The sequence below is a fragment of the Singulisphaera photorubra genome, from assembly GCF_045290345.1.
Taxonomy (GTDB): Bacteria; Planctomycetota; Planctomycetia; order Isosphaerales; family Isosphaeraceae; genus Singulisphaera.
In genome coordinates this window covers 5377940-5401174 of the sequence record NZ_CP155447.1, presented here as the reverse complement: position 1 = coordinate 5401174, position 23235 = coordinate 5377940, and the positions used below count along the sequence as shown (strand labels likewise).

The following is a 23235-nucleotide window of genomic DNA, read 5'->3' as shown; positions in this document are numbered from 1 at the left end:
CGTTCGAGACTCGCTCAGTTGTACTCGAAGATTTCGCCGCCCTTCGTTGAGGAGAGCGATCGCCAAACCTGGAGCGCGACCGAGTTCTTATTGAATCGCACGGACCCGTCGCCAAGAAGCGAGTTGACGCCGCCCGGATGGCGGCTCCGCGATGCCAGGTACCGGGGATTATTTGTGGTCGAGGTCGCGTTCTGAGTGGAGCAGGGAGGATTCAACGCATTGCCTGGCGCGGGATTGCAGGTCCCGGCGGGCATGATGTCTGGGAGCCGCGCGTTCGGTGTATTCCAGGCCGTGAACGCGCCGCCATCGGCATACCCCGCGATGCGGCCGCGGAGATCATTCCCCTGTCCCTGCACGATCTCGCTGACCAGGAGGGTGTTGGATAATCCATCCACGATCTGTGCGAAACCGATGCAGCCAAGGAGCGGACGTGCCGTGTCGGGTTGGATATTGCCGAAGGTCGCCCCTTGGAATTCCACCCCTTGAAAGAGGTGCTGTCCATAGACGGTGTTGCCGTAGTTGGCGGCGTAGTTGTGATTCGCCATCGGGACGCCCGCGGTGATCGTCGGCGAATTGGGGATGTCGCTCGGGCAGGTAAAGACGGTGAGCCGTATTGCCATGAAAGTATGATTGTTTGCGTGCGAATAGGAAAGGCCCAAGGCACCACTATTCATGTTGAATGATTGATAGAGGGCGCCCTGTTCCATGTGTGGAAGGACGAACTGATACCACGTTCCATAGCAGCACTGACGCGCCCCTGGCGGCAGTACGTTATGCACATCATGGTAGCCGTGCATGGCCAGGCCGACTTGCTTGAGATTGTTGACGCATTGCATCCGTCGGGCCGCTTCCCGTGCCGACTGCACGGCGGGAAGCAGAAGTGCGACCAGGACGCCGATGATCGCAATGACCACCAACAACTCGATCAGTGTGAATGCTCGCCGGAGTGGTTGCATATACCCTCCTCTCGTGGTCTAGAAAAACATGGAAAATTCTGGACAATCCGAGAACGATTCTTGAAGAGACTTCGTTACATGATTGATGGTGTTGATGATAAGTGAAGGCACCTCTAGCAGTACGCAATCCTCATCACCATGCTTCTACGAGAATTCGCTGTGGATCGATTTGCGCCGATGCGTAAGCTGCCCGCATGTTCGTTGGGAGAGAACGCCAAGGGGTGAATTTGAACGACTACTTCGGCTTCGTCGACAAATCGAACTGGAATGTGTTCGGACCTTCCGCCTTGATCTCCGCGGTCAAGGTCGTATCGATGTTGTAATGCCGAGGGACGAGCTCACCACGAATTTTCCTGGCCGCTTTTTCCCCTTCGGGGGTCGCGACGTCCAGGTTCGTGGGTGTTTCCGCTCCCGAGAAGATGCCCACGGAGTAAGTCCCAGGAATGGCCCCGTCTTCACGGGGAACTTCGAACTTGCCATGTTGAATCATGCCGCCTGACTGGGTCAGGATCTGGCTTTTGGGCTCAAAAATGATGTAGCCGCTTACCAGCGGTTTTCCATCCAGCGTGACGGCTCCTGAGAAAGGAACGCGGGGATAGTCGTCAGTCTTCCCGGAGCAACCCGTCATTCCAAGGGCGATGATCGCGGCGATCGCAATCACTCGGATCTCTTTCATCGTGATTTTGCTCCTGCGGGAATTTGCGGATGACGCGCCTCAAGGAATGGCTCTCGAGGAAGGAGACACACAGCCGGTTAGCTTAATCGAATTTGATGAAGATTTGATTGGGATTTAATTTAATGTGCAGGCATTCCTTGAGGAGCCTTGGGGCGATGGAGAGTTCCTCATCGAACTCGATAGCGATCGTACGGAATAACGCCTTACCCGAAGGAGGATCCGGAGGCACTGCCCAAAGCGCTGAATCGCGCGGACGATGGTTCATGCACGGAGCGATCGCGATCGTTATCTGTGTTATTAGGCCTAACCTTTGGGGACGACCGAAGCGGTCATTGCTCTCGGTATCGCGATAACCATCGAGCCAGACAGAGCCTGGCCAGGTGACTTCAATTTTGGATCAGGCGGGAAAAGGAGGTTTCTCGTCCTACTTTTGACCACAGTATGAAGCGTCGGCGTCGACAATTGTGCGTCAAAAAGGCATGTCACTCGATCGGCTGAGGGGACTGATGAGGCGGCGAGAGAGAGGAAGCCTGCTAATTGACAAATAGGGTGGGACAGCCTCGGGCCTAATTTTGGCTCCCGCTCGGTTTCGTATCCAGGAGATTTTGTCCGATTTTTTCTACAATTTTGGGTCAACCTGTCATTTTGTGGGACTCTGGCGGCGATAGGCGGCCGGAGACTGACCTGTGGCCTGACGGAAAAGGGTGCTGAGGTATTCGGCATGGGAGAGGCCGGTCCGATAGGCAATCTCCTCAATGGAAAGGTCGGTCTCGCGAAGTAATTGTTTGATGCGTTGAAGCCGTGTGGTCGCGATAACCTCATGAATCGTGCGTCCCAGGATGGTCTTGAAACGGCGCTGCAAGACGCTTTTTGAGACCGCAACGTGGGCCACGACATTGGCCACGCGAATCCCGTCGCAAGCGTGGACACGGATGAATCGGAGGCATTCCGCGACATCGGCATCGGCGATGGCGTTGACATCGGTCGACTGTCGGGTCGCAACTCCCAACGGGGGGATTCTGCGAGTCATGCTCGGGGCTTTGCCTCCTTTGATCAGATGATCGAGCAAGGCGGCTGCCTCGTAGCCGATCCGTTTGCAGTCCGGAATCACGCTCGACAAGGGGGGATAGGCGAGCTCACATGCCAAGTCCTCATTATCCACGCCGATGACCGCCACTTCCTCGGGGACCGCGATCCCCGCCCTTCGGCAGGCGTCGATCGCCTGGACTCCTCGGAAGTCGTTGCAGGCCATGAGCCCGAGAGGTTTCGACTCCTCGCGGATCCACCGGGAGACGCCGTCGACCTCGTCCTCCCAGGAGAGCTGCTGATGGCCCCACGAAACGGGCTGGGCATGGCGGTACTCCACGCAACCATGCCCGGCCTCGGTGACGGCCCGCGCAAAGCCTTCGTAGCAGTGGATCGACCAGGCGAAGTCGGGATACCCGAGGAATCCGAACCGCGTAAAACCACGCTCCAAGAGATGCTCAGCGGCGCAACGACCGATCGCCTGGTGGTCGCTTTCGATGCTGGGCCGTCCCTCGAAGCGGGGACGCTGATCGTCGAGGTCCACAATCGGGATCCGTCGATCGCTCTCCAGGTTGAAACCCGCGCACGAAACACCCGAGATGATTCCGTCTCCTTTCCATTCCTGGAGCCAAGGCGGTACGGCATCTTCAAGTGATCGCTGCTCGACATAAACCGTCCAGGGACCGTTCTCCCGAATGTACTGCGAAATGCCACGGAGAATTATGACACTCCTCGCTAATCCCGACAGTTTTCTGAGCCGATTCAACTTATCTTGACAGCAAGAGTTACAGCCTGCGTGCTGAAGGATGGAGACAAAGCCAATCCTTCTGGAGCACGCAGGCCATGGAGACCCGAAGGCCCCCAACTCTCACGATACCGATCTCGTGCTGCCCCAAGAAAGCTCCTTGTCCCACGTGTGGCAAGTTGGGGCGGCGAAAGGATGTCTTGAATCGCCAGATCCGTTCGATCGCCTACCATCAGGTCGTCTACCTCGACGTCACCTACGGCGAGTATCGCGCCCGCTGCCACTGTTGTTCCACGTTTCGGACCATGCCCACGAGCGTGGAATCCAAGGCCCGTTACGACAATAAGGTCCGCCAAGCCGTCCTCGACCGGATCCTCGAGGATGGCATGAGCGTCGAACGCGTCATTCAATCCATGCATCGCGACTTCCTCTTGGACCTGTCCGACGGTTTCGTCTACGACTGTCTCCTCCATCAGGCGGAGCGTCTCGACATGGCCGAGCATCGTCGCTGGGTACTCGAGCATTTTCGCGGGACGCTTTGCGTCGATGAACTCCATCTCGGTCGTTACGCTCTGCTGCTGGCGACCGACCCCCTGAACGACCTGGCCGTCGCCTTCGCCCTGGTCGCCAGCAACGACAAAGATCACATGCGGCGGTTCCTCAACAACCTCAAGACCTGGGGATTGGAGCCTGAGGTGGTGGTGACCGACGGTTCGGACATCTACCCGGCGGTATTGGCCGAGCTATGGCCGGCGGCACGCCATCAGTTGTGCGTTTTTCATGTCCTCAAGGATCTGCACAAACTGGTCCTGGACGCGTTGCGGCGGCTGCGGCGGGGACTGTCTCGACGCGGGAACCGGGGCCGGAAACGGCGGCGTGGGAGGCCCTCGGGGGAGCCGCAAGCCGCGACACCGTTCAACCCAGAAGGAGAAGTCGACGTTTATCTTCAAGCATCGTTTCCTGATCGTTCGGCGGCGGGATCAGATGAGCCGCCAGGAGCGGATTGATCTGAACACGATGCTCAACGACCTGCCGGAGTTGAGACCGTTGCGACAGTTTGTGGACGACTTGCAAAGGTTGTTCGCGGAGAACCAGAGCGAAGCGACGGCCTGGCGGCGACACCGAAGGCTGACAACGAACCGCGACTTCCTCGCGGTGCCCGAATTGGCGAAGGCCGTGAAGAAACTCGGGCCGGAGAAGTTCGCCAAGATGATCGCGTTCTTGGGGAGCGCAGCGTGTCGACGGATGCGGACGAACAATCATGTGGAACGGATCAATCGCAAGCTCCGCCATGAGGAGAAGGCCCGCTACAAATGGCGGAGTCGGCGGACGATCGTGCGGTTCATGGTTTTGCTACTGGACCGTTACTGGGAGCGTGAGAAGGCGACACGAAGCCGCTGGCTGGACGAGGCGCCTCCAATCGAACTGGAGCGAGGATCGCCCAAAACTGTTCCGAGGCCTCGAGTCGCCTGAAAAATGGGCCGAGGCTGTCGGGATTAGCGAGGAGTGTCAGAATTCCACGGCCATAGACCATTGAGGTCTCGACGATCAAGGCCACGTGGGGGGGAGGCGCGAGTCGCTTCATTGTCGATTCGACCGTTTTGTGCGATTTCACATCGATAACCGACCCTCACAACGACCCATCCAGCATCAATTTGCCATGCACTTGTCGGCCGCCCCCGGAAATCAGGATACTTCGGCGTGACCCAATTTTGTAGGTAATCACGTCGACACTCGCATGGCACCTGGATTGGTCTGCAGGCAGTATAGATTTTCGACCGCAGTTATCAAGATTTTGCCATAACTGGCGGTTCATCGTTGCGTTGAGCCCATTGAGGCGGTTTTAATCAAGGGCTGATGCGATCACCAAATCTCCTCGGGCTTACAATCCTGACGGTTTTGTGTTTCTTGGAACGGGGGATGGAGGCCTCTTGGGGCTGGCTCCTTCGATCAGGGCATCGCCGTGATCGAGCTTGGCGTTCGTCCGGGTGTAGCGGCACGCGGGCCTTGTCACCCCAATGCATGCGATTCGTGCGTTCTCCGATCCAGCCCACGACCCGTCTCAATTTAACGTGTGAACGATCGAGGATCGGACGATCGGGGACCGACCCTGCTTTGAAGTTCTTGATGGAGAATCTTGCCGATGGCCGTTGCACTCCGGTGTCTTCTTCTCCTCCCTGCGCTCCTTCTGTGCTGCGGGGCGGGGGCTCCAGCCGCTGATGGCGGGCTGGATATCTATTTCATCGATGTGATGGGAGGGGCATCCACGCTCATTGTGACCCCAGAAAAGGAGTCGATCCTCACCGACTCGGGATGGGCAGGGTTCGACGACCGCGACCCGAAGCGAATTGTGCATGCCTTGAAAGACGTCGCCGGATGTGATCACCTTGACCACCTGATCACCACTCACTGGCACGGCGATCATTTCGGAGGCGTTGCCGGCGTGGCGAAACTCGTGGAAATCAAGCGGTTCTGGGATCATGGGCTGCCCGAGGACAATGATCCGGACCTCGACTTTTCCGACGGGCCCAAGCCTGGAACTCCCTTGATCACCGCGTATCGAACTCTGAGTGAAGGCAAGCGGAAAGCGCTCAGGCCTGGCGATCGACTTCCCATCCGCGGCCTGCTGGAAACACTTGTCGTGGCGTCCGCGGGCAAGGTGATCGGCGGACCCTCGGCGCCCACGTCTCAGTCGAAGAGCAATCCAAACTGTGCGGAGCTTCCGCCTGAGAAGTCGCCTGGAGACCGCTCCGACAATTCGAACAGCCTCGCAGTCCGCTACCGGTTCGGTAATTTTGACTTCCTCGACTGCGGTGATCTGACCTGGAACCACGAGGCCGAGCTCGTCTGCCCGACCAACCGCATCGGTTCGATCGACCTGTTCCGGGTGACGAAACATGGGTTTGATACGTCAAACAACCCGGTCTTTCTCAAGACGATCGCCCCCACGGTCGCAGTCATGAATAATGGCCCGCGCAAAGGGGGATCGCCTGGCACGATCCACCGGCTCAAGGAAGTCCCCTCGATTCGGGACGTCTTCGCACTTCATAAGAACGAGGCGACCGGCCCCGAAGACAACGCGGACCCGAAACTGACAGCGAACCGCGATCCTGGCGGCGGCGAATTTATCCATGTTCACGTCGCCCCCGACGGTTCAAAGTTCACCGTTCGCATTGGGAAAGATGGACCCACGCGGACATATGACTCGAAGTGAGCAAGCCAGGTCCGGCTCGGCCGGTGCTGCTGCCTCTCAGGTGCGGCCCGGTCCGAGTTCCCTGAGTGTTGGATTGGCAATGGCCGAGACCAGCCAAGTCAGGTCAGTCCCCGAATTGCGAACGCAGAGGATGGCCAGGCCCCGTTTCAGGCGAGATTTTGGAGGGTTGAGTTGCTGGATTGGCTCTGCCGCCACCTAATTCGAGGCGCGGATCGAGGCTGCACGCGAGGGACCCTCATGGTTCGATCCGGGTGAACTCGAGGAGAGCAGGGGGGGCATCGGGCAGTCGAGTGAGTCGGCAATGGCTCGGAGCAACTCGGCCTCGGCAATCGTCACGAGACCGTCGGCGGCGATGCAGGTTGCACAGGCGTCGAGGACTCGCTTCTTGATCGGAGGAGAGGCCAGTGCCAGGCGATCGAGCGACCGATCAAGGGCCACCATCGAGCATTCCTGGACGGGTGCCAAGCTCACCTCATGAGAGGGAAGGCCGAGGGCTTGAATGCCATGGGCGAAGTCTTGGACGGCTTCCGCTTCACTTCGGCCGCCGAGCCGGGACAATGTCGAGAGCACCCGAATGCAGTCATTCACCAGGGGCCGGAGTGACTGAAACCGGACCGCGGCGGGAGGACGCTGTTCAAAGTGGTGGTCAAGATGACGCAACAGCATGCGTTGGAGAGTGAACTCGAACAAGCTACGCTTCTGGTCGGCCCGGATCAGGGGATCGATTGCACCGCGGAACGACTGGTATTGGCGGATCGAGAGTTGCCGAAGCGCGGGAATCGCCATGTCGGCCAAAGGCAACCGAGCGCCATCATCCAGCGAGTCGACCAGGGGGGCGATCCGTACGACCTCTTCGGCGGTTCCGGGCTCGGTCTGGGCGGCCACGATCCGGATCTGATGTTCGCGGATGGCGGGATTCTGGTCGAGCAAGAGGGCATAGACGACAGCGCGCGCTCCAAACGATTCGCGGGCCGTGGCGGCAAGGTCTTCAGGAAGCGATTTGATCAGGGTCGAAGCGAATGCGACGTGTTCGCCGCTCGTGGTGCCCACCGAAGCCAAGGCTTGTTTGGGATCGAGCGGAATTTCGATCGGTGCCCGGCCGATGTTGGGAGCGAGCGAGCGAGCGCTGGCCAGATCCGGTACGAACCTCTGGAGCGGAGGCCCGCGCCGCTCATCCTTGGCGACCGTCACGACTTCGTCGGCGTCGATCGTTGGGAAAGTCCCGTTGAAGCTGGGATCGATGCGCTTGATGCGTTCGACCAGGGGAGGGTGAGTCGCCATCGCCTCGGTCCAGAACGGGACGCCCGGTCCGAAGAACATATGACAGGCTTGCTCGGCGTTCTGGTTCTGAATCTGTGAACCGGCGGCAAGTCCCCCGATCTTCTTGAGTGCCCCCGCGATTCCGTCAGGATTGCGGGTGAACTGCACCGCCGAGGCATCGGCCAGGAACTCCCGCTGACGTGAGATGGCGCTTTTGATCAGCCGGCCGAAGAAGACACCGACATAGCCGACGGCCATCAGTCCCATGCCCAACAAGAAAAGGGCCATCGCTCCGCCATCGCCCTTTCCGTTCTCCTTGCTGCGCGATCGACTCGAGGAAGAGCTGTTGCCCATGATCCGCATGATCGTGTAGCCGATGAGGGCGATGAGCAAGATCCCGTGAAGCAGGCCGATCAGACGGAGATTGAGCCTCATGTCGCCGTTGAGGATATGGCTGAATTCGTGGGCGATCACGCCTTGCAGCTCGTCCCGATTCAAGTGGTCGAGGCTTCCCTGGCTGACGGCGATCACGGCGTCGCCGGGCTCGTGCCCCGCGGCGAAGGCGTTGATCGACGACTCCTCCGTGAGAACGTAGACGCTGGGCACGGGAGTGCCCGAGGCGATCGCCATCTCTTCAACCACATTGAGAAGTCGCCGCTGCGCCGGGGTCGCCGCCCCTGGGTTGACGAGCTCGCCACCGAGGAGTCGGGCGATGGCCGAGCCCCCTTCTCTGAGAGTTGCGATCTTGTAGAGGCTGCCCGCGACGATCACGATGCCGACGACCGTGGAGACTAGCGCTAACCGCTCCCAGTCCCAGATCTGGCCGACGTTGACTTGCCCCTTGCTCGAGGCGATCAGGCAGACCGTCGCCACACCATAAACGGCCAGGATGATCAGGGCCACCGCAACGAGGAAGTAGCCGATCAAGCGGCTGGTTCGCTTCCTTGCGACGAGCTGATGCTCAAAGAAATCGGTGGCCATCGGATCGCGATTCTCGGGGGATGGTGAGGAAGTTGGTACAACTCAGCGGGATTGCCACATTCATTAAGGAGTCGGGCCCGGTTGCTCGTTTCCTCAGCCTCGGGTCGTTGGATAACGGGGCGGCGTTCACCTCCCACAAGGGCGAAGGACCGGCGGGCGAACGCCAACCTCACAAGCCTTCTCCACCTCAAGGACCAAGTCTGGCGGGGTGTGACAGGCCGCCAACATCCCCGGCGGTTTGAATTCGACTTTCGCGACTCAGGCGAACGAGACGCGAGGCGCTTGCCGCTCCTGCTCGGTTTCCACCTGGAAGAGATGAGCTTCAGTGAAGTTGAGGAAGTTGGCCACGACAATGGTCGGGAACGATTCGCGCTGGGTGTTGTAATGCATGACGGCGTCGTTGTAGGACTGCCGCGCGAATGCCACCTTGTTCTCGGTCGAACTCAGCTCTTCCTGAAGCGAGAGCATGTTCTGGTTTGCTTTGAGGTCCGGGTAGGCTTCGGAGAGGGCGAAGAGGCGCCCGAGCGCTCCATTGAGTTGCGACTCCGCGGCCGAAAGGCTCGTCATGGCGCTGGCGTCGCCCGGATTCGCGGCGGCGTTGCGGCCCGCGGTCACGGCCGAGTTCCTGGCCTGGATGACCGCTTCGAGCGTTCCGGATTCGTGCTTCATGTACCCTTTGACCGCCTCGACGAGGTTGGGGATCAGGTCATACCGGCGTTTCAACTGGACGTCGATCTGGCTGAACGCATTCTTGAAGCGATTCCGGAGCGTCACCAGGCGGTTGTAGGTTGCGATCACGAAGAGCGCCAGCACGACGAACAGAACGACCCCGATACCGAGAGCACCGAGCAGGATCGTTTCCGTGGAGGACAAGGCCCAGAGCACGTTCATTGTCACGCCCCTCTCTACCCTTCTGCGAGATCGCGCCGTTTACGACGGTGGATTGTCGACCCGTATTCGATTGGAGGTTTTCGGACGAAGAGTATCCGAGTCTCAATGTTGACTGTCATCGAAGCCCAAGCTACCCCGCTTGTCTCGAGGTCGCAATGAGTCGATAGTCGTTTCGTATCCCAGCGTCGAATATTGAGTTGAGGGCGGACGCGTGGTCACAATGATGTTTCCGCCGCCCTCGGCTGTGATACTCGTGCAACGCGACGTCGCAGCCCCTCTCAAAAGGAGCGACCACGGCATGATCCGCTTCCTCGCCGAGATGTCCACGGCTGGTCTCACCTCCACTCGTCGCGAATGGTTGAGGATCGGCGGCCTGATGGGCCTTGAGCTTGCCAGGCGGGCGACGGCCGCATTGGGCCGACCCGTGAACGCGTCCACGAATCCAGGGTTCGGCAAGGCCAAGTCGGTCATCATCATCTACGCCAACGGGGGCCAGAGCCAGCTCGAGATGTGGGATCCGAAGCCGGACGCTCCCCTCGAGATTCGCGGTGAGTTCCGAGCGATCGCGTCGTCGATTCCCGGTGTTCTGCTCGGCGAACACCTGCCCAGGCTGGCCCGGCTCGCTGACCGGTACACAATCCTCCGGAGTGTCTCGCACGATGATCTCGACCATGGCTCGGCGACCTACCAGGCGCTGACTGGCCGTGCCCACCCTCGAAAGTCGTCAAACCCGCCCCCGAGCCCGACCGATTTCCCGACCCTGGGCGCTCTCTTGAAACGGGTCAGACCGGCCGGCACTTTCCCCTACACGGCGGCCCACTTGAACGGTCCGGCCCTGGTCCCCGTGTTCGAAGGACCTGGCCAGAACGCGGGTTTCCTCGGTCGTGAGTATGAGCCCTTGCTGATTGGCGACGTGACCGCTGGTGCATCGGCCTTGCCCAATCTCGATCTCCCCTCTGACTTACCTTCGGTTCGCCTGAATTCGAGGCGCACCCTGCTCGGGTCGATTGACGATGCGCTCAGGCGGTGGAACGACGATCCTACGATGCGTGAAATGAACATTTTGTACCGTCAGGCCTACGAGTTGCTCGCCTCACCGAAGTGCCGCCAGGCGTTCGATCTCTCGGCCGAGCCTGTGGGGCTACGCGATCAGTATGGCCGAGACCGCTCGGGCCAGGCCTGTCTTCTGGCACGCCGGCTTGTCGAGGCCGGTGTGCCGTTGGTCACGGTTTTCTTCAATCAGTCGGCTCGAGGGCAAGATAAGGCCCCCGGAGTGACCGACGCCTACGGTTGGGATACCCATAACGATATCTTCGAATCGCTGAAAACTCACTTGCTTCCCCGGTTCGACCGCAGCTTCGCAACCCTGCTGGAAGACCTCGAGGAGCGAGGCCTGCTCGACGAGACGCTTGTGATCTGCATGGGGGAGTTCGGCCGCGCTCCTCGCGTGGCTCTCGAGGCTTCATTCGCGGGTCAATCGCCAGGCCGCAAACATTGGGCGAACGTTTATTCCGTCGTGCTCGCAGGTGCAGGGGTGTCTCGCGGTGCGGTTCTCGGCCAGTCCGATCGGATCGCGGGCCATCCCGTCTCCGATCGAGTCGGCCCTTGGGATCTCACCGCAACGATCCTTTCATCCCTTGGGGTCGACCCCGCCGCGGAATATACCGATCCCCTCAACCGTCCCCTTCCGAGAACCGTGGGCCAGCCCATCACCGGACTTTATCAAGGCTAAAACACCAGAATTGATCCGGCGAACGTCCTCCTCCGCCGGAGTGGGAAGGTAGACGTCAGTCCGGCCAGGCCAGGCCTGGCCGGATCTGATTCAGGGCTTGCCGGGTGCGCCACTCAGGTTCACGGTGAGAATGGGCTCTCGTTCCGCTCCGCCGACCGGCAGCCAGACGCAGAGGAGGCTCGAGCTTGCGCAGGCCAAGGCATACATGGTAAATGCAAGCGTGTGCATATTGTGGCGGTTTGCGAGCGAGGTGATCAAGGCCACAAAGATGCCACCGATGCCCCAGGTCACTCCCATCGTGATCGAACTGGCGATCCGCTGACCTTCGGGCATTAATCTCTGGCCGTAGCTGACCAGGATCGGCATGGTCGCGCCCAGGAGGAACCCACCGACCGAGACACTCAGAATGAGTGCCTGGACGTTGACGAGGGGGCAGATCCAGATCAGGGGAGCGACGACGAGGGGGAACTGCCAGAGGACACGTCGTTCGATCTCCCGGCGCACAAACAGAGCGCATCCCAGGCTGCCTGCTCCGATACCCGCAAGGAAGGCCGACTGAACGATTCCGATGAAGTCGTTCGAGTGGCCTCTTCCTTTCAAGAGGTAGGAGAGGGCGAGTGGAACTCCCATGGCGGGAAGGACCCGCAGGATTCCGATTGCCAGCACCATGGAGAGCGCCGGCCCTCGACCGCGGACCAGGTCTGCCAAGGGGACTGCAGGCCTTGGCTGGTCAGGTTTCGCGACCCGGGAGGGATCACGCATGCCGAGGACCAGCAGGCCGAGCAGCGGCAGTCCCCAGATCAGGCTCCAGACGAGGGCCTTCAGGCCGTAGTGGGTTGTGATGACGCCGCTGTAGATCGGTCCGGCCGCCTGGCCCAGGTAACCTCCCACCGCGAAGACCGACATGGCTCGACTTCGATCGTGGGGCGCACACGAGCCGGCCAGGGCGGCGGCCTCGGGATGGAACGCGGCGATGCCCAGACCGCCCACGATCAATAGGCCGCTGAGCGAGGCAAGCCCGGGAGCCAGGCCGACGACGCTCAGGCAGAACAGGCCCACGGCCGGGCCGGCCCAGAGAAGCCACCCGCGCGGATGCCGATCGCCCCAGTAGCCGAAGCCTAACTGAGTGACCGAGGTCGCCAGTCCCCAGAGGACGTAGGCCCACTGGATCGAGCCTTGCTCCAGCGCCAGGCTCTGTTGGAGATCGGGCCAGAGTGGTTGAACGAATGCCCCGAACGCGTCGACGAGTCCGTGCACCAGGGTTAAAAGGATCAAGATCCGAGGCAGCGATTTCAAGCTTGCCCCGCTTCCGCGCGAACATTAGCCGTCTCGATCGGCTTGACTCCGCGCACGATCGCTCGGAAGCAATCGATCCGGAGAGCGCCTCCGGCGGCGAGGGTTGGGTGGAAGCCTCGAATCCCTGGGTTGGCGAGGAGTCTTGTGCGCACTTCCGCCTTGGAAAGCGAGGGCGTGCCCCGATCGAACCACTCATCGAAGTCGAGTGTGAACCGTTCTTCGACCATTCGGATGTCGATCAGACCGGCCTCGCCAAAGAGGTCAACGAGGTCGCCTGCCGTCAGGTTGCGAGTGTGTGTTTTGTCGCGGCCGCGTTCGAGTTCTTCGTGGAGAGTGGATCGTGCGGGGTCGAGGTCGGTCGTGTGGTCGCTGAGCACGAGAATTCCGCCCGGGCGCAGCAACTCCACTTGGCGGGCGATGAACCGGGCTGGTCGCTGACGTGATGGAGCACGTAGCGAGAAACAGCCGCGTCGAATGGGCCGCGAAGCGACGGATCGGAGACGGACAACCGTTCGAATCGAGCTCGGTCGCCGAAGGTCGCACAGCGGCGTTGGGCGCGTTCGATCATCTCGCTCGAGAGGTCCACGCCGAAGACCCGGTGCCCTGCGTTCAGGAAGGCCTCGGCGACCAGCCCCGGCCCGCATCCGGCATCGAGCACCAGGCTGTCAGCCGCCAGGCCAGCCTCGCGGACCAACCGCCCAAGCGCAGCGGGGTCGCTCTGGACGGGGGCGCACTCGAACTTCTCCGCCTGGCCATCGAAGGCCGAAGCCAGTGCCTGATCGTGCTCGGACATGAACGGATCTCGAAAAGAATAAAAAAAAGAGATCGGGCCGCCCGTCTGAAGGGAGCCCGGCCGGTGGAATCGCTTCCCGTTTTCGATTCTCAGGCTCCCCACTCGCCTGGAAGAGCCTCCAGCTTGGATTCCCGATCTACCTCGACTGGTAGACAATGGAGCCCCCGACCATGGTCCAGAGGACCTCGGTCGACTTCAAGTCATTTTCGGGGCAGGTCAAGGGGTCACGATCAACCAGGATCAGGTCGGCGAGCTTTCCAGGCTCAATGGAGCCTTTGCGATGCTCCTCGAAATGAAGCCGGGCGTTGTTGATCGTGTAGAGTCGGATGGCCTCGACGCGCGTCAGTTTCTGGTCGGGATTGAAAATTCCGATCCCTTCGGCCTGGCGGGTCACGGCGATCCAGATACCTAACCAGGGGTCCCAGGGGTTGGTGGCTCCCAGGGCGTCGAGTCGGATCATGTGATCACTTCCGCCGCCGATTGTCAGGCCGGCGTCGAGCCACTTGCGATAGGGGTGGAACCAGGCCATTCGCTTGGGGCCGAGGACTTCGAGCAGGGTCCGGGTGTCCTGGCCGAGCCAGGCGGGCTGGATGTCGGCGCCCACTCCGAGCTCGACGCAGCGCTTGAGGTTTTCGGCTGACGTAAAATTGGCATGGGTGATCAACCAACGGCGGCCTCGGATCCCGACTGCCCGGTCGGCCCGATCATAGGCAAGGAGCAGTTCATCCATGGCCGCCTCGCCGGCCGCATGCGCGGTCATTTGCCAACCCCGCCGAGCCGCTTCCTCGGCGATGATCGCCAGCGACTTTGGTTCGACGAACAACTGGCCACGGTAGTCGGGCTCGGTGATCTGGTAGGTCGGTCCCACGCCCCAGGGTTCGCGCATCGCGGCGGTGCCGTTGAGCATTCCGCCGTCGAGGAACACTTTCATCGGACCGATCCGGACCCAATCGTCGCCGACTCCGCTCGGACCGTTGGGCTCGTTCTCGGTCGCGTAGCCTGCGAGCTCGTTGAGCTTCTTGACGATCTTATCGCGATCCTCAAACGGAGGCGTGAGGATCCGGGTGGCATTGACCCGGACAGTCAGTTCCCCGTCGTCGCGGAGCCGCCGATAGAGTCGGAGCGCGGGGCCGCTCGCCCCTCGGTCGGCGATACTGGTCAGCCCCCTCGTGTTGTAGCGGCGGAACAGGTCCTTGACACGTTCGCTGTCGGGCTCTCCATCGTCGGAATAGGCGTCGCGGGGGAGTCCTTTGAGGACGGAGTAGGCGTTGCGGAGCATTCCCGTCGGCTCGTTCGTCTCGGGATCTTTGACGATCTTTCCCGCCGGCGGGTCAGGGGTGTCCTGGGTGATCCCCGAGAGGGTCAACGCCTTGGAATTGACGACCCCCGCGGGCCCCCCCTGGTGCAGTACCGGATGGTCGGGAGCGATCGCGTCGAGCTCGGCCCGAGTCGGGAAGCGGCTTTCACGGAGCCGCGTCGGGAACGCGTAGCGGACGACGATCCAGGTCCCCTTCTTCTGAGTTTTAACTCTTTCTTCTATGTATTTTTTGATGTCGCTCAGGGAAGCGAATGAAGGGATCGGGTGGTCTTTCTCGCTCGATGCCGCACCGAGCGGGTGAACGTGGCTATCGTAGAGACCGGGCAGGAGGGATTTGCCCCCCGCGTCGATCTTTCGCGTCATCGGTCCTGCCAAGGCGTCGACCTCGGCGTTCGTGCCGACCGCCACGATGCGGTTTCCCTTCAGCGCAACCGCCTCGGCGATGCGGTCGTCACGATCGACGGTGATGACCTTGGCATTGCGAATGATCGCGTCAGGCTTGACGTCGGCTGCCGCCGCCGCGGTGTGAGCCAGGGCTGAGCTGAGTAGAAGTCCCTGCGCCGCCGCAAGGATCGACCGGTATCCGGAAAAGGAAAGGTTCATGAAATCCTCGTTGAACGGGCTTTGTGCCCGACGGTCATCTGAAGAGAAAGAGGCGTGTGCGTCTCAGTCTTCGACCGCCTCCGCCAAGATCGTCTTATAGGCGTTACGAGCCTTGTCATAAGCCGCGGTAGCCGCCTCGCGTTCGTTGGCCCTGATGGCTCGCTCTTTTTGAGACCAGCACTGTTCGACGCTCTTGAGGCACCATTCGGCCGATTTCTTGGAGGCGCGGATGGGCTTACCATCGACCAGGACGAACACCGGGTTCGTGTGCGAGGTCGGGTAAATCCGCAACGCAACCCAGCTCGACCGGTCGATCGCGATCTCGAATGAGACGTCCCGAAATGAGCCATCGGCAACGATCTCCGTCCGAGCGACGGGAAGGCCGTTGACGATGACCTCCACGGGGACCGTTCGCCCCGCTCCGATCCGGGCGCGTTCGACGTCCCAGTACGGTTGCACGTCGAGCGGCTTGCGGCGCAGGGCCTCGAGCGCGGGGGTGAGCGTAGGCTCGAGGTAGGCGGCCACCCGGGCCGACACCTTGACTGTCCCTGGTTTCGTGAGCGACCGTTCACTGGCAGACTCGCCGACGGCGACATCATCCACCCGGAAATCGACCAGGTGGCTTTTACCGTCCGAGACGTAGGAGCGGCCGAGCTTGATCCCTTCAACCCAACGGTCGAAATCGAGTTTGCCGTCGGCCAGCTTGACGTAACTTCGCCCAAGGCCCACGCGTTCGCCGTAGATGCAGGGGAAGTCGGTCTCGCCGCTGATCCGGGCTCGGTAGCCGCAGTTAAGTGTATGATACCAGATGTTGAGCTCCCAGGGGGCAGGCGTGTCGACGGTTGAGATGAAGTCGACCGCATCGTGGACGACATCCACGATATATTCGTTCGCCCCGATGCCGTCGAAAGGGGGGATGTCGTAGGAGGGAAGTTTGCTGTCGGCGGTCCTCAAGCCCCAGCCCGAGTGTGAGAAGCCGACAACGCCCCCTTGCGATTTTCCCCACATCAACACAGGTAGGTCCCAGCTCGGCCACTCTTCGATTCGGGTGGTGTGGGGATAGTCGTCCTCCTTCAGCCGCAACAGGCAGAGATGGCCAGCGTGCGACGAGGGGAACCCGGAGACTTCAATATCATAGCGCATCAGGTAGTCGGGGGTCGAGAGCGGGTGGAGCTTGCCGTCGAAGTTCGCCTTCTGGGCGTACCAGCATGGTCCCCAACTCAGGACGCAGCCGACGTCGAGGTCTTCCCCCAGGATGTGCCTCATCATGGAGTCAGGACCCACTCCTTCAGTTGGGCTCTCGTAGTGGCCGCAGCCCGCCGCATGAATGTGGTGGTCACCCGAGAACCAGTTTAACTTGGCCAGGTGAGCCCACCGCTTGAGTGAAAACGATTCACGGTGCGTCGGTGCGCGGGGGACCGTAATCGTCTTTTTCAACGTCAGGTATTCGGGGCCACGGCCGTACTCGACCGAATAGGTTCCAGGAGCCAGCAGGACCGTTTCGCCCGACTGGCGGTAGACTTGCGGATGGAAGAAGAAGTCGGGCGCCAGCCGGCGGGTTTGCGACGGGTAGACTCGCCCTTGGGCGTCGCGGAAGAGAAATGAGGCCGTGACCTGACGGCCGTCGTCGTGATCGTCCCGCACGTCCAGGGTGACCGGTACCGCGGGCTCGCACTGGAAGAGGATGTCCACCTCGCTTCGGAAGCCGAGATCCTGTGACCCCTGGCCGACGTCGAAGCGGATCTTGGCTTCTCGACGGCCGGAGTCGCGACTCGCGATCTGGAGCAAACGATACTCCAACGCCAGGCCTGAGAGCGGTCGACGCATCGGTCGATCCTCGAACATCGCGAGATCCATCCAGCGCTGAACGACGTCGTCTGGAGTGACCGTCGGCTTAGGCTCGGGTTTGCCGGACGATTGCCGGTAGACGGGAGCGGCATTCGGGCTCCGAGCCGTGAGTGGGGCAGTCACGCCCGCCTCGTTCTGGACCTTGACCAGGAAAACTCGCCAGCCTTGTTGTACGAGGCTGGCGGCGGCGGGCCCCTGCGTGGCCTTGACTCGGCTCTCTGGATTGATGGTGACGCCGGCCAAGCAGAGCGGGTCCAGAATCTCCTGAATCTCGCGGACGGCTTGAGCCTGGTTGGATCCGTTGAGTGCGCCTTCGAGTTGGGCCTTGAGGCGTGGCGGGAGGGGCTGCCCCAACACGTCGTGGGCCTCGATGATCCGACGGACCTGCGCTGAGAGGGGTTGAAAATCGACCTCGTCGACTCGGGGCAGTTCGTCCGCGCGAGACGGTATGGCCATTCCGGCAAGGAGGATCAGGCCTCGGTACTGACGCCAAACGGAGGGAAGCGACATCGTCGAACTCCGTTGAACCAAACAGGTGAAGGGACCGCACCGGAATCGGATCGAAGGCATCCGACTGGCCGATTGTCTGGTCTAACCGGTTGGTCCCCACCATACAATGGCCGACTCGCGCTTCCGCCGCCCCTTCTGAAGAGGCAAACTTGCGGTTGCCGGGTTGAGGCGGTTGGGTTATGGTCCCTCGCCGATCGGCCGAGAAATGGAGTGGTGTGTTGAGCCCCGACGTGTTTGATCGGGATTGCTCTGGAACTCAAACCGCCCAGTACGATTCTTCGGGAGATCAAGGGAGGACCGCCCAATGAAACGCCGTCGCGTCCGCCTGCGGAGGCTGGTCCCGCTAGCCTTTCTCTTGATTCCTCCAGTGTTCTGGGCGCTCGTGCTGGCGGTCACACCGACCGAATGGGCCCGGACGCGGATCGTTTCCCTGGTCCAGGATGAGACTGGGCGGCCGATCCGTCTGGGAGGCCTGAAGCTCGGCGTGTTTGGAGGGGTCTATCTCCGTGATCTGGAGCTTGGAACCTCCGACTCGGCGTCCGATCCGTGGTTCAAGGCGACCACGGCCAGGATCGACGTCAGTGTGCTTCAACTCCTGGCCGGGCAACTGGAACCGAGCCGACTCGAGTTGTACGGTCTGTCGCTGCGCGTGCTCCGTCGAAGCGACGGCACACTCGAGCTTGCGGACCTACTCATGCGGGCGCCGACCAAGCCAAAGGCCGGTGGGACCGACGCGAACGAAGCTCCCACAGCGCTTGAAATCAAGCTTTGCGATGGGCAGATCACGATTATCGACGAACCGAGCCGTACGAGGCTGAACCTGACCCAGATTCAGGGGAATGCCGTCTGGCTGGGCCGCCAGTTGACCATCCCGCACCTCCAAGCCCGACTCAACCACGGGCTCGTCGAACTGGCTCTCCTACTCGATCGCACAACGAAGGAGCCCGCCTACGAGGCCCGGATCCGTGCCGATGGAGTCGAACTCGAGCAAGGGGCGAATGCCCTGGGGTACTTGCTACCGATCCTCGCGGGCACCACCGACGAGGGAGCCCTGGACGGTCGGCTCGACGCCAACATCCATGTGAAGGGGCAAGGGGCGTCGCGTGAATTACTGCGGCGCAACTTGAAGGGCCAGGGGAATATCTTCGTCGATTCGATCGCACTCGAACGCACCCGCTTCTTCGTGGAACTCAAAAACCTGATCGAGTTGCCTGATAAGGTGAAGGTCGGTTCCGTAAAGAGCGACTTCACGATTCAAGGGGGCCGCATCGCTGCGGACAACCTGACTCTCGATATTGCCAATCTCCCGATCGTTTTGGCCGGTTGGACCGACTTCGACGGCAAACTTGACTACCGCGTCCGCTCCGACAGTCTGACGGACCGGCTTCCCGATCAGGCCCGGGAGATTCTGGGCGAGTTGTCGATCGATTCCCGCGACCTCTCCGCACTTCGGGTTCATGGCACCCTCCCGGCGATGCAACTCTCCGTAGCTCCCGGGGTGTTGGGTCTCGCAGGAACTCCCGGTGGCCGGAGGGCGGAACGCGAGAAGCTCCGTGAGATCGGCCGCCGCGTCCGCGAACGGATTTTGCGCTGAGCCACCCCTTGGTGGAACGGGCTTTCACGCGACGCCTCCTCTCACTTTCTCTGAACACCACACAGAATGGCGAAATTGCGATGAGTACGTCGGACGGGTGTTCTACCCGTGTGTCGTCACTTCTCGGAAGCTTGATTCCCTCCGGAACGTTGATTACAATCCGGAGTGTGGAATAAGGACGTTCGCCTGATCGTTTTGGAAGGAGCCAAACGTTGCCCAGGCGGCTTTGGATCGCGGTTCTAAGCGTCTGGCCAGGAATGCCCCAAGTGTGGTCAGGACAAGAAGTTCTGGGGTTAATTCTTGGTGTGACGTTTGCGGCGATACTCAATCTCGCGATGGTGGCGCGGTTCATCTGGACCGAGTCCTTCGCGTCGGGTTGGCCCGATTTCTTCGCGGCCTTGGCGGTTTGCCACTGGCTCTCGAGTTTAGGATATACGCTCTGGTGGGTCTGGCGATGCCATCCGGAACGGCATCGCGCTGAGATCGACCATCTTTTCCGCGAAGCGACGGAATACTATCTGCAGGGGCACTGGAATGAGGCGAGGAGGCGGTACGAGCGGATCTTATCCATGGATGAGACCGACGCGGACACCTTCATGCAGCTGGGAACGCTCTACGTTCGCGTTGAGCAACCTGCCTTGGCCCGGCGGGCGTTCCGCCAGTGTCTCGATCTGGAGGGGGGGGCCAAATGGCGATGGGAAATTCAGCAGTCGTTGACCCGAATCGGAGAGGGATCAACGTCCTGACTTCAGACCATTGTTGACGGTATGGTCTCGCTCGTGGTTCCTTGGTGAACGGTTTGTGGAGTGTGGAATCGTGATCGGAGCCCGAGTCGTCGATCCCGACTGTCTGCCATTTTTTTCGTGGTTGATGCCCAGGCCATCTATAATGGAGTGAGCCACCGGCGGAGTTCGGAGGTAGAGCGGGGCGCCAATGGGTGGTCAGACCACCCCCCGGAAACGTCGCGAGACGGGCCGGGCCGGAATGGCGTCGCGTGGATTGGGTTGACCTGCTTGATGAACGTTTGACACCCTTGGTCCGTAATATTGCTCGGGACGTTTTGAGCAGGCCCTGAACCGGGGTGTCCCGGTAGAACCGTCGGAGTCGACCGCATGTATGAACGCTTCACCGATCGTGCCCGCAAGGTGATGCAGCTTGCGAACCAGGAGGCGCAGCGCTTTAACCACGAGTACGTCGGCACAGAACACGTCCTGCTCGGCCTGATCAAGGAGGGCAGCGGCGTAGCCGCGAATGTCCTGAAGAACCTGGATGTCGACCTCAGAAAGATTCGCAATGAGGTTGAAAAGATCGTTCAGGCTGGTCCGGACATGGTCACGATGGGCAAACTGCCCCAGACTCCTCGGGCCAAGAAGGTCATCGAGTACGCGATCGAAGAAGCTCGCAACCTGAACCATAATTACGTGGGGACCGAACACTTACTGCTTGGCCTGTTGCGCGAGCAGGAAGGTGTGGCTGCTCAAGTTCTGATGAACTTGAACCTGAAGCTGGACGAAGTGCGCGAGGAGGTGCTCAACTTGCTCGGTCACGGGATGGACGCTGGCGGCGGTGAAGGGGAACGCGCCGCAGGCGCAAAAGGCAATAAATCCAAGACTCCGGCCTTGGATTCGTTTGGCCGCGACCTGACCGATCTGGCCCGGCAAGGGAAGCTGGATCCGGTCATCGGTCGCCAAAATGAAATTGAGCGAGTGGTCCAGATCCTCTCGCGACGCCAGAAAAACAACCCGGTTCTCCTCGGTGAGGCCGGTGTTGGGAAGACGGCGATCGTCGAAGGCCTCGCACAGATGATCATCGACGGCAACGTCCCCGAGTTGCTGCGAGATCGACGGATTGTGGTGCTCGACCTGGCGATGATGGTGGCCGGGACCAAGTACCGCGGCCAGTTCGAAGAGCGCATCAAGGCGGTCATGAACGAGGTCCGTCGCGCCAAGAATACGATCCTGTTCATCGACGAGCTGCACACCCTGGTGGGTGCCGGCGGCGCCGAGGGGGCGATCGACGCGTCGAACGTCCTGAAACCGGCGCTGGCACGTGGCGAGGTCCAGTGCATCGGCGCGACGACGCTCGACGAGTACCGCAAGTACATCGAGAAGGACGGCGCTCTGGAACGCCGCTTCCAGACGATCATCGTCGAGCCGCCTTCCAAGAGCGAGGCGCTGGAGATCCTCCGCGGTCTGCGTGACCGCTACGAGGCCCACCACCGCGTTCAGATCACCGACGAAGCCCTCGAGGCGTCGATCGAGCTCTCCGACCGGTACATCACCGGCCGTTGCCTGCCGGATAAGGCCATCGACGTCGTCGACGAGGCCGGTGCCCGCGTCCGCCTCAAGGCGATGACTCGGCCCCCGGACCTCAAGGAACTCGACGACCAGATCGAACGCCTCAACCAGGACAAGGAAGAGGCGGTCGCCAACCAAGACTTTGAGCGGGCCGCCGCGCTCCGCGACCAGGCCGACAAGCTCAAGAAGAAGAAAGAGACGATCAATCGCGAGTGGCGCGAGCGCTCCAAGGAAGTGGATGGGACGGTCGACGAAGAAGTCGTCGCCGAGGTCATCAGCAAGATGACCGGGATCCCGCTCACTCGCCTTGAGGCTGAGGAAACCGGCCGGCTCCTCAGGATGGAAGAGGAGATCCAGAAGAAGGTCATTTCCCAGACCGAGGCCATCAAGCGGATTAGCCAGGCGGTTCGCCGCAGCCGGTCCGGTTTGAAGGACCCGAAGCGCCCGATCGGCTGCTTCATCTTCGCCGGGCCGACCGGGGTCGGAAAGACCTTGCTCGCCAAGGCGCTGGCCGAATTCATGTTCGGTGATTCCGACGCCTTGATCCAGATCGACATGTCGGAATACATGGAGAAGCACAACGTTTCGCGGCTGATCGGAGCCCCTCCGGGCTACGTCGGCTACGAAGAGGGGGGGCAGCTCACCGAGAAGATCCGCCGCCGTCCCTACGCGGTGGTCTTGCTCGACGAGATCGAGAAAGCTCACCCCGACGTCTACAACATGCTCCTCCAGATCATGGAAGAGGGCCGGCTGACCGACAGCTTTGGCCGCAACGTCGACTTCAAGAACACGATCATCATCATGACCACCAACGCCGGGGCCGAAGCGACCTCGACGACCAATATCTTCGGGTTCGACCGTGGCCGCGACGACGCCGCCACCTACGAGACCATGAAGGATCGGCTCAAGGTGGCCATCGAGAAGTACTTCCGTCCCGAGTTCCTCAACCGGCTCGATGACGTCATCGTGTTCCACTCGCTGAACAAGGACAATCTCAAGCAGATCGTCGACATCGAGTTGGCCAAGGTTCGCAGCCGACTGGCCGATCGCGGTCTGGCGCTCGTGCTCACCGACGAAGCCAAGGATTACTTGATCGTCAAAGGGTATAACCCCGACTACGGGGCGCGCCCCTTGCGGCGGTCGATCGAGAACTACATCGAAGACCCGCTCAGCGAGGAAATCCTTCGCGGTACGTTCAAGGGCAAGGATACGATCACCGTTATCCTCGAAACGGACGATGAGTCGAAGAAACTCAAGTTCGATGCCACGAGCAAGAACGAGTCAAAGGACCTGGCCGGCGTTGGCGGTGGCTCGCCCCCCGCAACGGAGACGAAAGGTTCCTGACCGAGTGCAGGTGCTCCGAACGGACTGAGTGATCATTGCTCACAACGGGGTGGAAGGAGGCGCAACGCCTCTTTCCGCCCCTGTTCTTTTGACTTGTCATCGTTCGCCTGTCGGTCCGCCTGAGGATCGCTTGGAAAGGCGAAGATTCGAA

The 23235-nt window shown here is 61.0% G+C and carries 17 protein-coding genes; 7 read left to right on the top strand and 10 right to left on the bottom strand.

The features are described 5' to 3' along the window. Positions 1 to 14 precede the first annotated feature (14 nt). From V5E97_RS20445 to V5E97_RS20435, 3 genes are all read right to left on the bottom strand, one after another. Positions 15 to 956, bottom strand: coding sequence for a DUF1559 family PulG-like putative transporter (locus V5E97_RS20445; RefSeq protein ID WP_406693367.1), 942 nt, complete (start codon positions 954 to 956; stop codon positions 15 to 17). A gap of 235 nt (positions 957 to 1191) precedes the next feature. Further along, positions 1192 to 1632 carry a hypothetical protein gene (locus V5E97_RS20440; protein ID WP_406693366.1) on the bottom strand — a complete coding sequence of 147 codons (441 nt, stop codon included), beginning with the start codon at positions 1630 to 1632 and terminating at the stop codon, positions 1192 to 1194. Positions 1633 to 2272: 640 nt separating this feature from the next. After that, entirely contained in the window at positions 2273 to 3202 is a 930-nt protein-coding gene (locus V5E97_RS20435; protein ID WP_406693365.1) for a XylR family transcriptional regulator, read from the bottom strand. Positions 3203 to 3603: 401 nt separating this feature from the next. Between V5E97_RS20435 and V5E97_RS20430 the strand changes: the two genes are divergently transcribed. From V5E97_RS20430 to V5E97_RS20420, 3 genes are all read left to right on the top strand, one after another. Beyond that, positions 3604 to 4410, top strand: a complete 807-nt coding sequence (locus V5E97_RS20430) for a transposase (protein ID WP_406693364.1) — start codon at positions 3604 to 3606, stop codon at positions 4408 to 4410. Continuing rightward, positions 4388 to 4876, top strand: coding sequence for a hypothetical protein (locus V5E97_RS20425; RefSeq protein ID WP_406693363.1), 489 nt, complete (start codon positions 4388 to 4390; stop codon positions 4874 to 4876). The genes V5E97_RS20430 and V5E97_RS20425 overlap by 23 nt, the downstream gene beginning before the upstream one ends. 670 nt (positions 4877 to 5546) lie before the next feature. Beyond that, entirely contained in the window at positions 5547 to 6617 is a 1071-nt protein-coding gene (locus V5E97_RS20420) for a ComEC/Rec2 family competence protein (protein WP_406693362.1), read from the top strand. A gap of 195 nt (positions 6618 to 6812) precedes the next feature. Here V5E97_RS20420 and V5E97_RS20415 read toward each other — a convergent pair whose 3' ends face one another. After that, positions 6813 to 8858, bottom strand: a complete 2046-nt coding sequence (locus V5E97_RS20415) for a M48 family metallopeptidase (RefSeq protein WP_406693361.1) — start codon at positions 8856 to 8858, stop codon at positions 6813 to 6815. Between the two features lie 258 nt (positions 8859 to 9116). Beyond that, complete coding sequence (locus tag V5E97_RS20410) at positions 9117 to 9749, bottom strand: LemA family protein (RefSeq protein WP_406693360.1); 633 nt, start codon at positions 9747 to 9749, stop codon at positions 9117 to 9119. Between the two features lie 298 nt (positions 9750 to 10047). Here V5E97_RS20410 and V5E97_RS20405 point away from each other — a divergent pair, with 298 nt between their 5' ends. After that, entirely contained in the window at positions 10048 to 11481 is a 1434-nt protein-coding gene (locus V5E97_RS20405) for a DUF1501 domain-containing protein (RefSeq protein ID WP_406693359.1), read from the top strand. A 90-nt stretch (positions 11482 to 11571) separates the two neighbouring features. Here the strand turns inward: V5E97_RS20405 and V5E97_RS20400 are convergent, their stop codons facing one another. The 5 genes from V5E97_RS20400 to V5E97_RS20380 all read right to left on the bottom strand — a co-directional run bounded on the left by V5E97_RS20400 (position 11572) and on the right by V5E97_RS20380 (position 17849). Continuing rightward, positions 11572 to 12777 carry an MFS transporter gene (locus V5E97_RS20400; RefSeq protein WP_406693358.1) on the bottom strand — a complete coding sequence of 402 codons (1206 nt, stop codon included), beginning with the start codon at positions 12775 to 12777 and terminating at the stop codon, positions 11572 to 11574. Continuing rightward, the gene (locus V5E97_RS20395; RefSeq protein ID WP_406693357.1) at positions 12774 to 13004 is read right to left on the bottom strand and encodes a hypothetical protein; all 231 of its coding nucleotides are present in this window, start codon (positions 13002 to 13004) and stop codon (positions 12774 to 12776) included. The genes V5E97_RS20400 and V5E97_RS20395 overlap by 4 nt, the downstream gene beginning before the upstream one ends. Positions 13005 to 13057: 53 nt before the next feature. Beyond that, positions 13058 to 13570 (bottom strand): class I SAM-dependent methyltransferase, encoded by a 513-nt coding sequence (locus V5E97_RS20390; RefSeq protein ID WP_406693356.1) that lies wholly within the window; start codon positions 13568 to 13570, stop codon positions 13058 to 13060. A gap of 136 nt (positions 13571 to 13706) precedes the next feature. Continuing rightward, the gene (locus V5E97_RS20385; RefSeq protein ID WP_406701112.1) at positions 13707 to 15491 is read right to left on the bottom strand and encodes an amidohydrolase; all 1785 of its coding nucleotides are present in this window, start codon (positions 15489 to 15491) and stop codon (positions 13707 to 13709) included. Positions 15492 to 15554: 63 nt separating this feature from the next. After that, positions 15555 to 17849 carry a CehA/McbA family metallohydrolase gene (locus V5E97_RS20380; RefSeq protein ID WP_406701111.1) on the bottom strand — a complete coding sequence of 765 codons (2295 nt, stop codon included), beginning with the start codon at positions 17847 to 17849 and terminating at the stop codon, positions 15555 to 15557. Between the two features lie 304 nt (positions 17850 to 18153). Here V5E97_RS20380 and V5E97_RS20375 point away from each other — a divergent pair, with 304 nt between their 5' ends. The 3 genes from V5E97_RS20375 (at position 18154) to V5E97_RS20365 (ending at position 23084) form a co-directional block, all read left to right on the top strand. Then, positions 18154 to 19443, top strand: coding sequence for a DUF748 domain-containing protein (locus V5E97_RS20375; RefSeq protein ID WP_406701110.1), 1290 nt, complete (start codon positions 18154 to 18156; stop codon positions 19441 to 19443). Between the two features lie 257 nt (positions 19444 to 19700). Continuing rightward, positions 19701 to 20189, top strand: coding sequence for a tetratricopeptide repeat protein (locus tag V5E97_RS20370; protein ID WP_406701190.1), 489 nt, complete (start codon positions 19701 to 19703; stop codon positions 20187 to 20189). A 366-nt stretch (positions 20190 to 20555) separates the two neighbouring features. Then, positions 20556 to 23084: an ATP-dependent Clp protease ATP-binding subunit gene (locus tag V5E97_RS20365; protein ID WP_406701109.1), complete on the top strand. Its 2529-nt coding sequence runs from the start codon at positions 20556 to 20558 to the stop codon at positions 23082 to 23084. The last annotated feature ends 151 nt before the right edge of the window (positions 23085 to 23235 follow it).

Bases quoted from the DNA above. Each gene is read 5' to 3' on its own strand.
- V5E97_RS20370 (WP_406701190.1), top strand. From the start codon at position 19,701: ATGCCCCAAGTGTGGTCAGGACAAGAAGTTCTGGGGTTAATTCTTGGT.
- V5E97_RS20445 (WP_406693367.1), bottom strand. From the start codon at position 956: ATGCAACCACTCCGGCGAGCATTCACACTGATCGAGTTGTTGGTGGTC.
- V5E97_RS20365 (WP_406701109.1), top strand. From the start codon at position 20,556: ATGTATGAACGCTTCACCGATCGTGCCCGCAAGGTGATGCAGCTTGCG.
- V5E97_RS20410 (WP_406693360.1), bottom strand. From the start codon at position 9,749: ATGAACGTGCTCTGGGCCTTGTCCTCCACGGAAACGATCCTGCTCGGT.
- V5E97_RS20385 (WP_406701112.1), bottom strand. From the start codon at position 15,491: ATGAACCTTTCCTTTTCCGGATACCGGTCGATCCTTGCGGCGGCGCAG.
- V5E97_RS20425 (WP_406693363.1), top strand. From the start codon at position 4,388: ATGAGCCGCCAGGAGCGGATTGATCTGAACACGATGCTCAACGACCTG.
- V5E97_RS20405 (WP_406693359.1), top strand. From the start codon at position 10,048: ATGATCCGCTTCCTCGCCGAGATGTCCACGGCTGGTCTCACCTCCACT.
- V5E97_RS20380 (WP_406701111.1), bottom strand. From the start codon at position 17,849: ATGTCGCTTCCCTCCGTTTGGCGTCAGTACCGAGGCCTGATCCTCCTT.
- V5E97_RS20390 (WP_406693356.1), bottom strand. From the start codon at position 13,570: ATGTCCGAGCACGATCAGGCACTGGCTTCGGCCTTCGATGGCCAGGCG.
- V5E97_RS20415 (WP_406693361.1), bottom strand. From the start codon at position 8,858: ATGGCCACCGATTTCTTTGAGCATCAGCTCGTCGCAAGGAAGCGAACC.
- V5E97_RS20420 (WP_406693362.1), top strand. From the start codon at position 5,547: ATGGCCGTTGCACTCCGGTGTCTTCTTCTCCTCCCTGCGCTCCTTCTG.
- V5E97_RS20440 (WP_406693366.1), bottom strand. From the start codon at position 1,632: ATGAAAGAGATCCGAGTGATTGCGATCGCCGCGATCATCGCCCTTGGA.
- V5E97_RS20375 (WP_406701110.1), top strand. From the start codon at position 18,154: ATGAAACGCCGTCGCGTCCGCCTGCGGAGGCTGGTCCCGCTAGCCTTT.
- V5E97_RS20395 (WP_406693357.1), bottom strand. From the start codon at position 13,004: ATGGTCGAAGAACGGTTCACACTCGACTTCGATGAGTGGTTCGATCGG.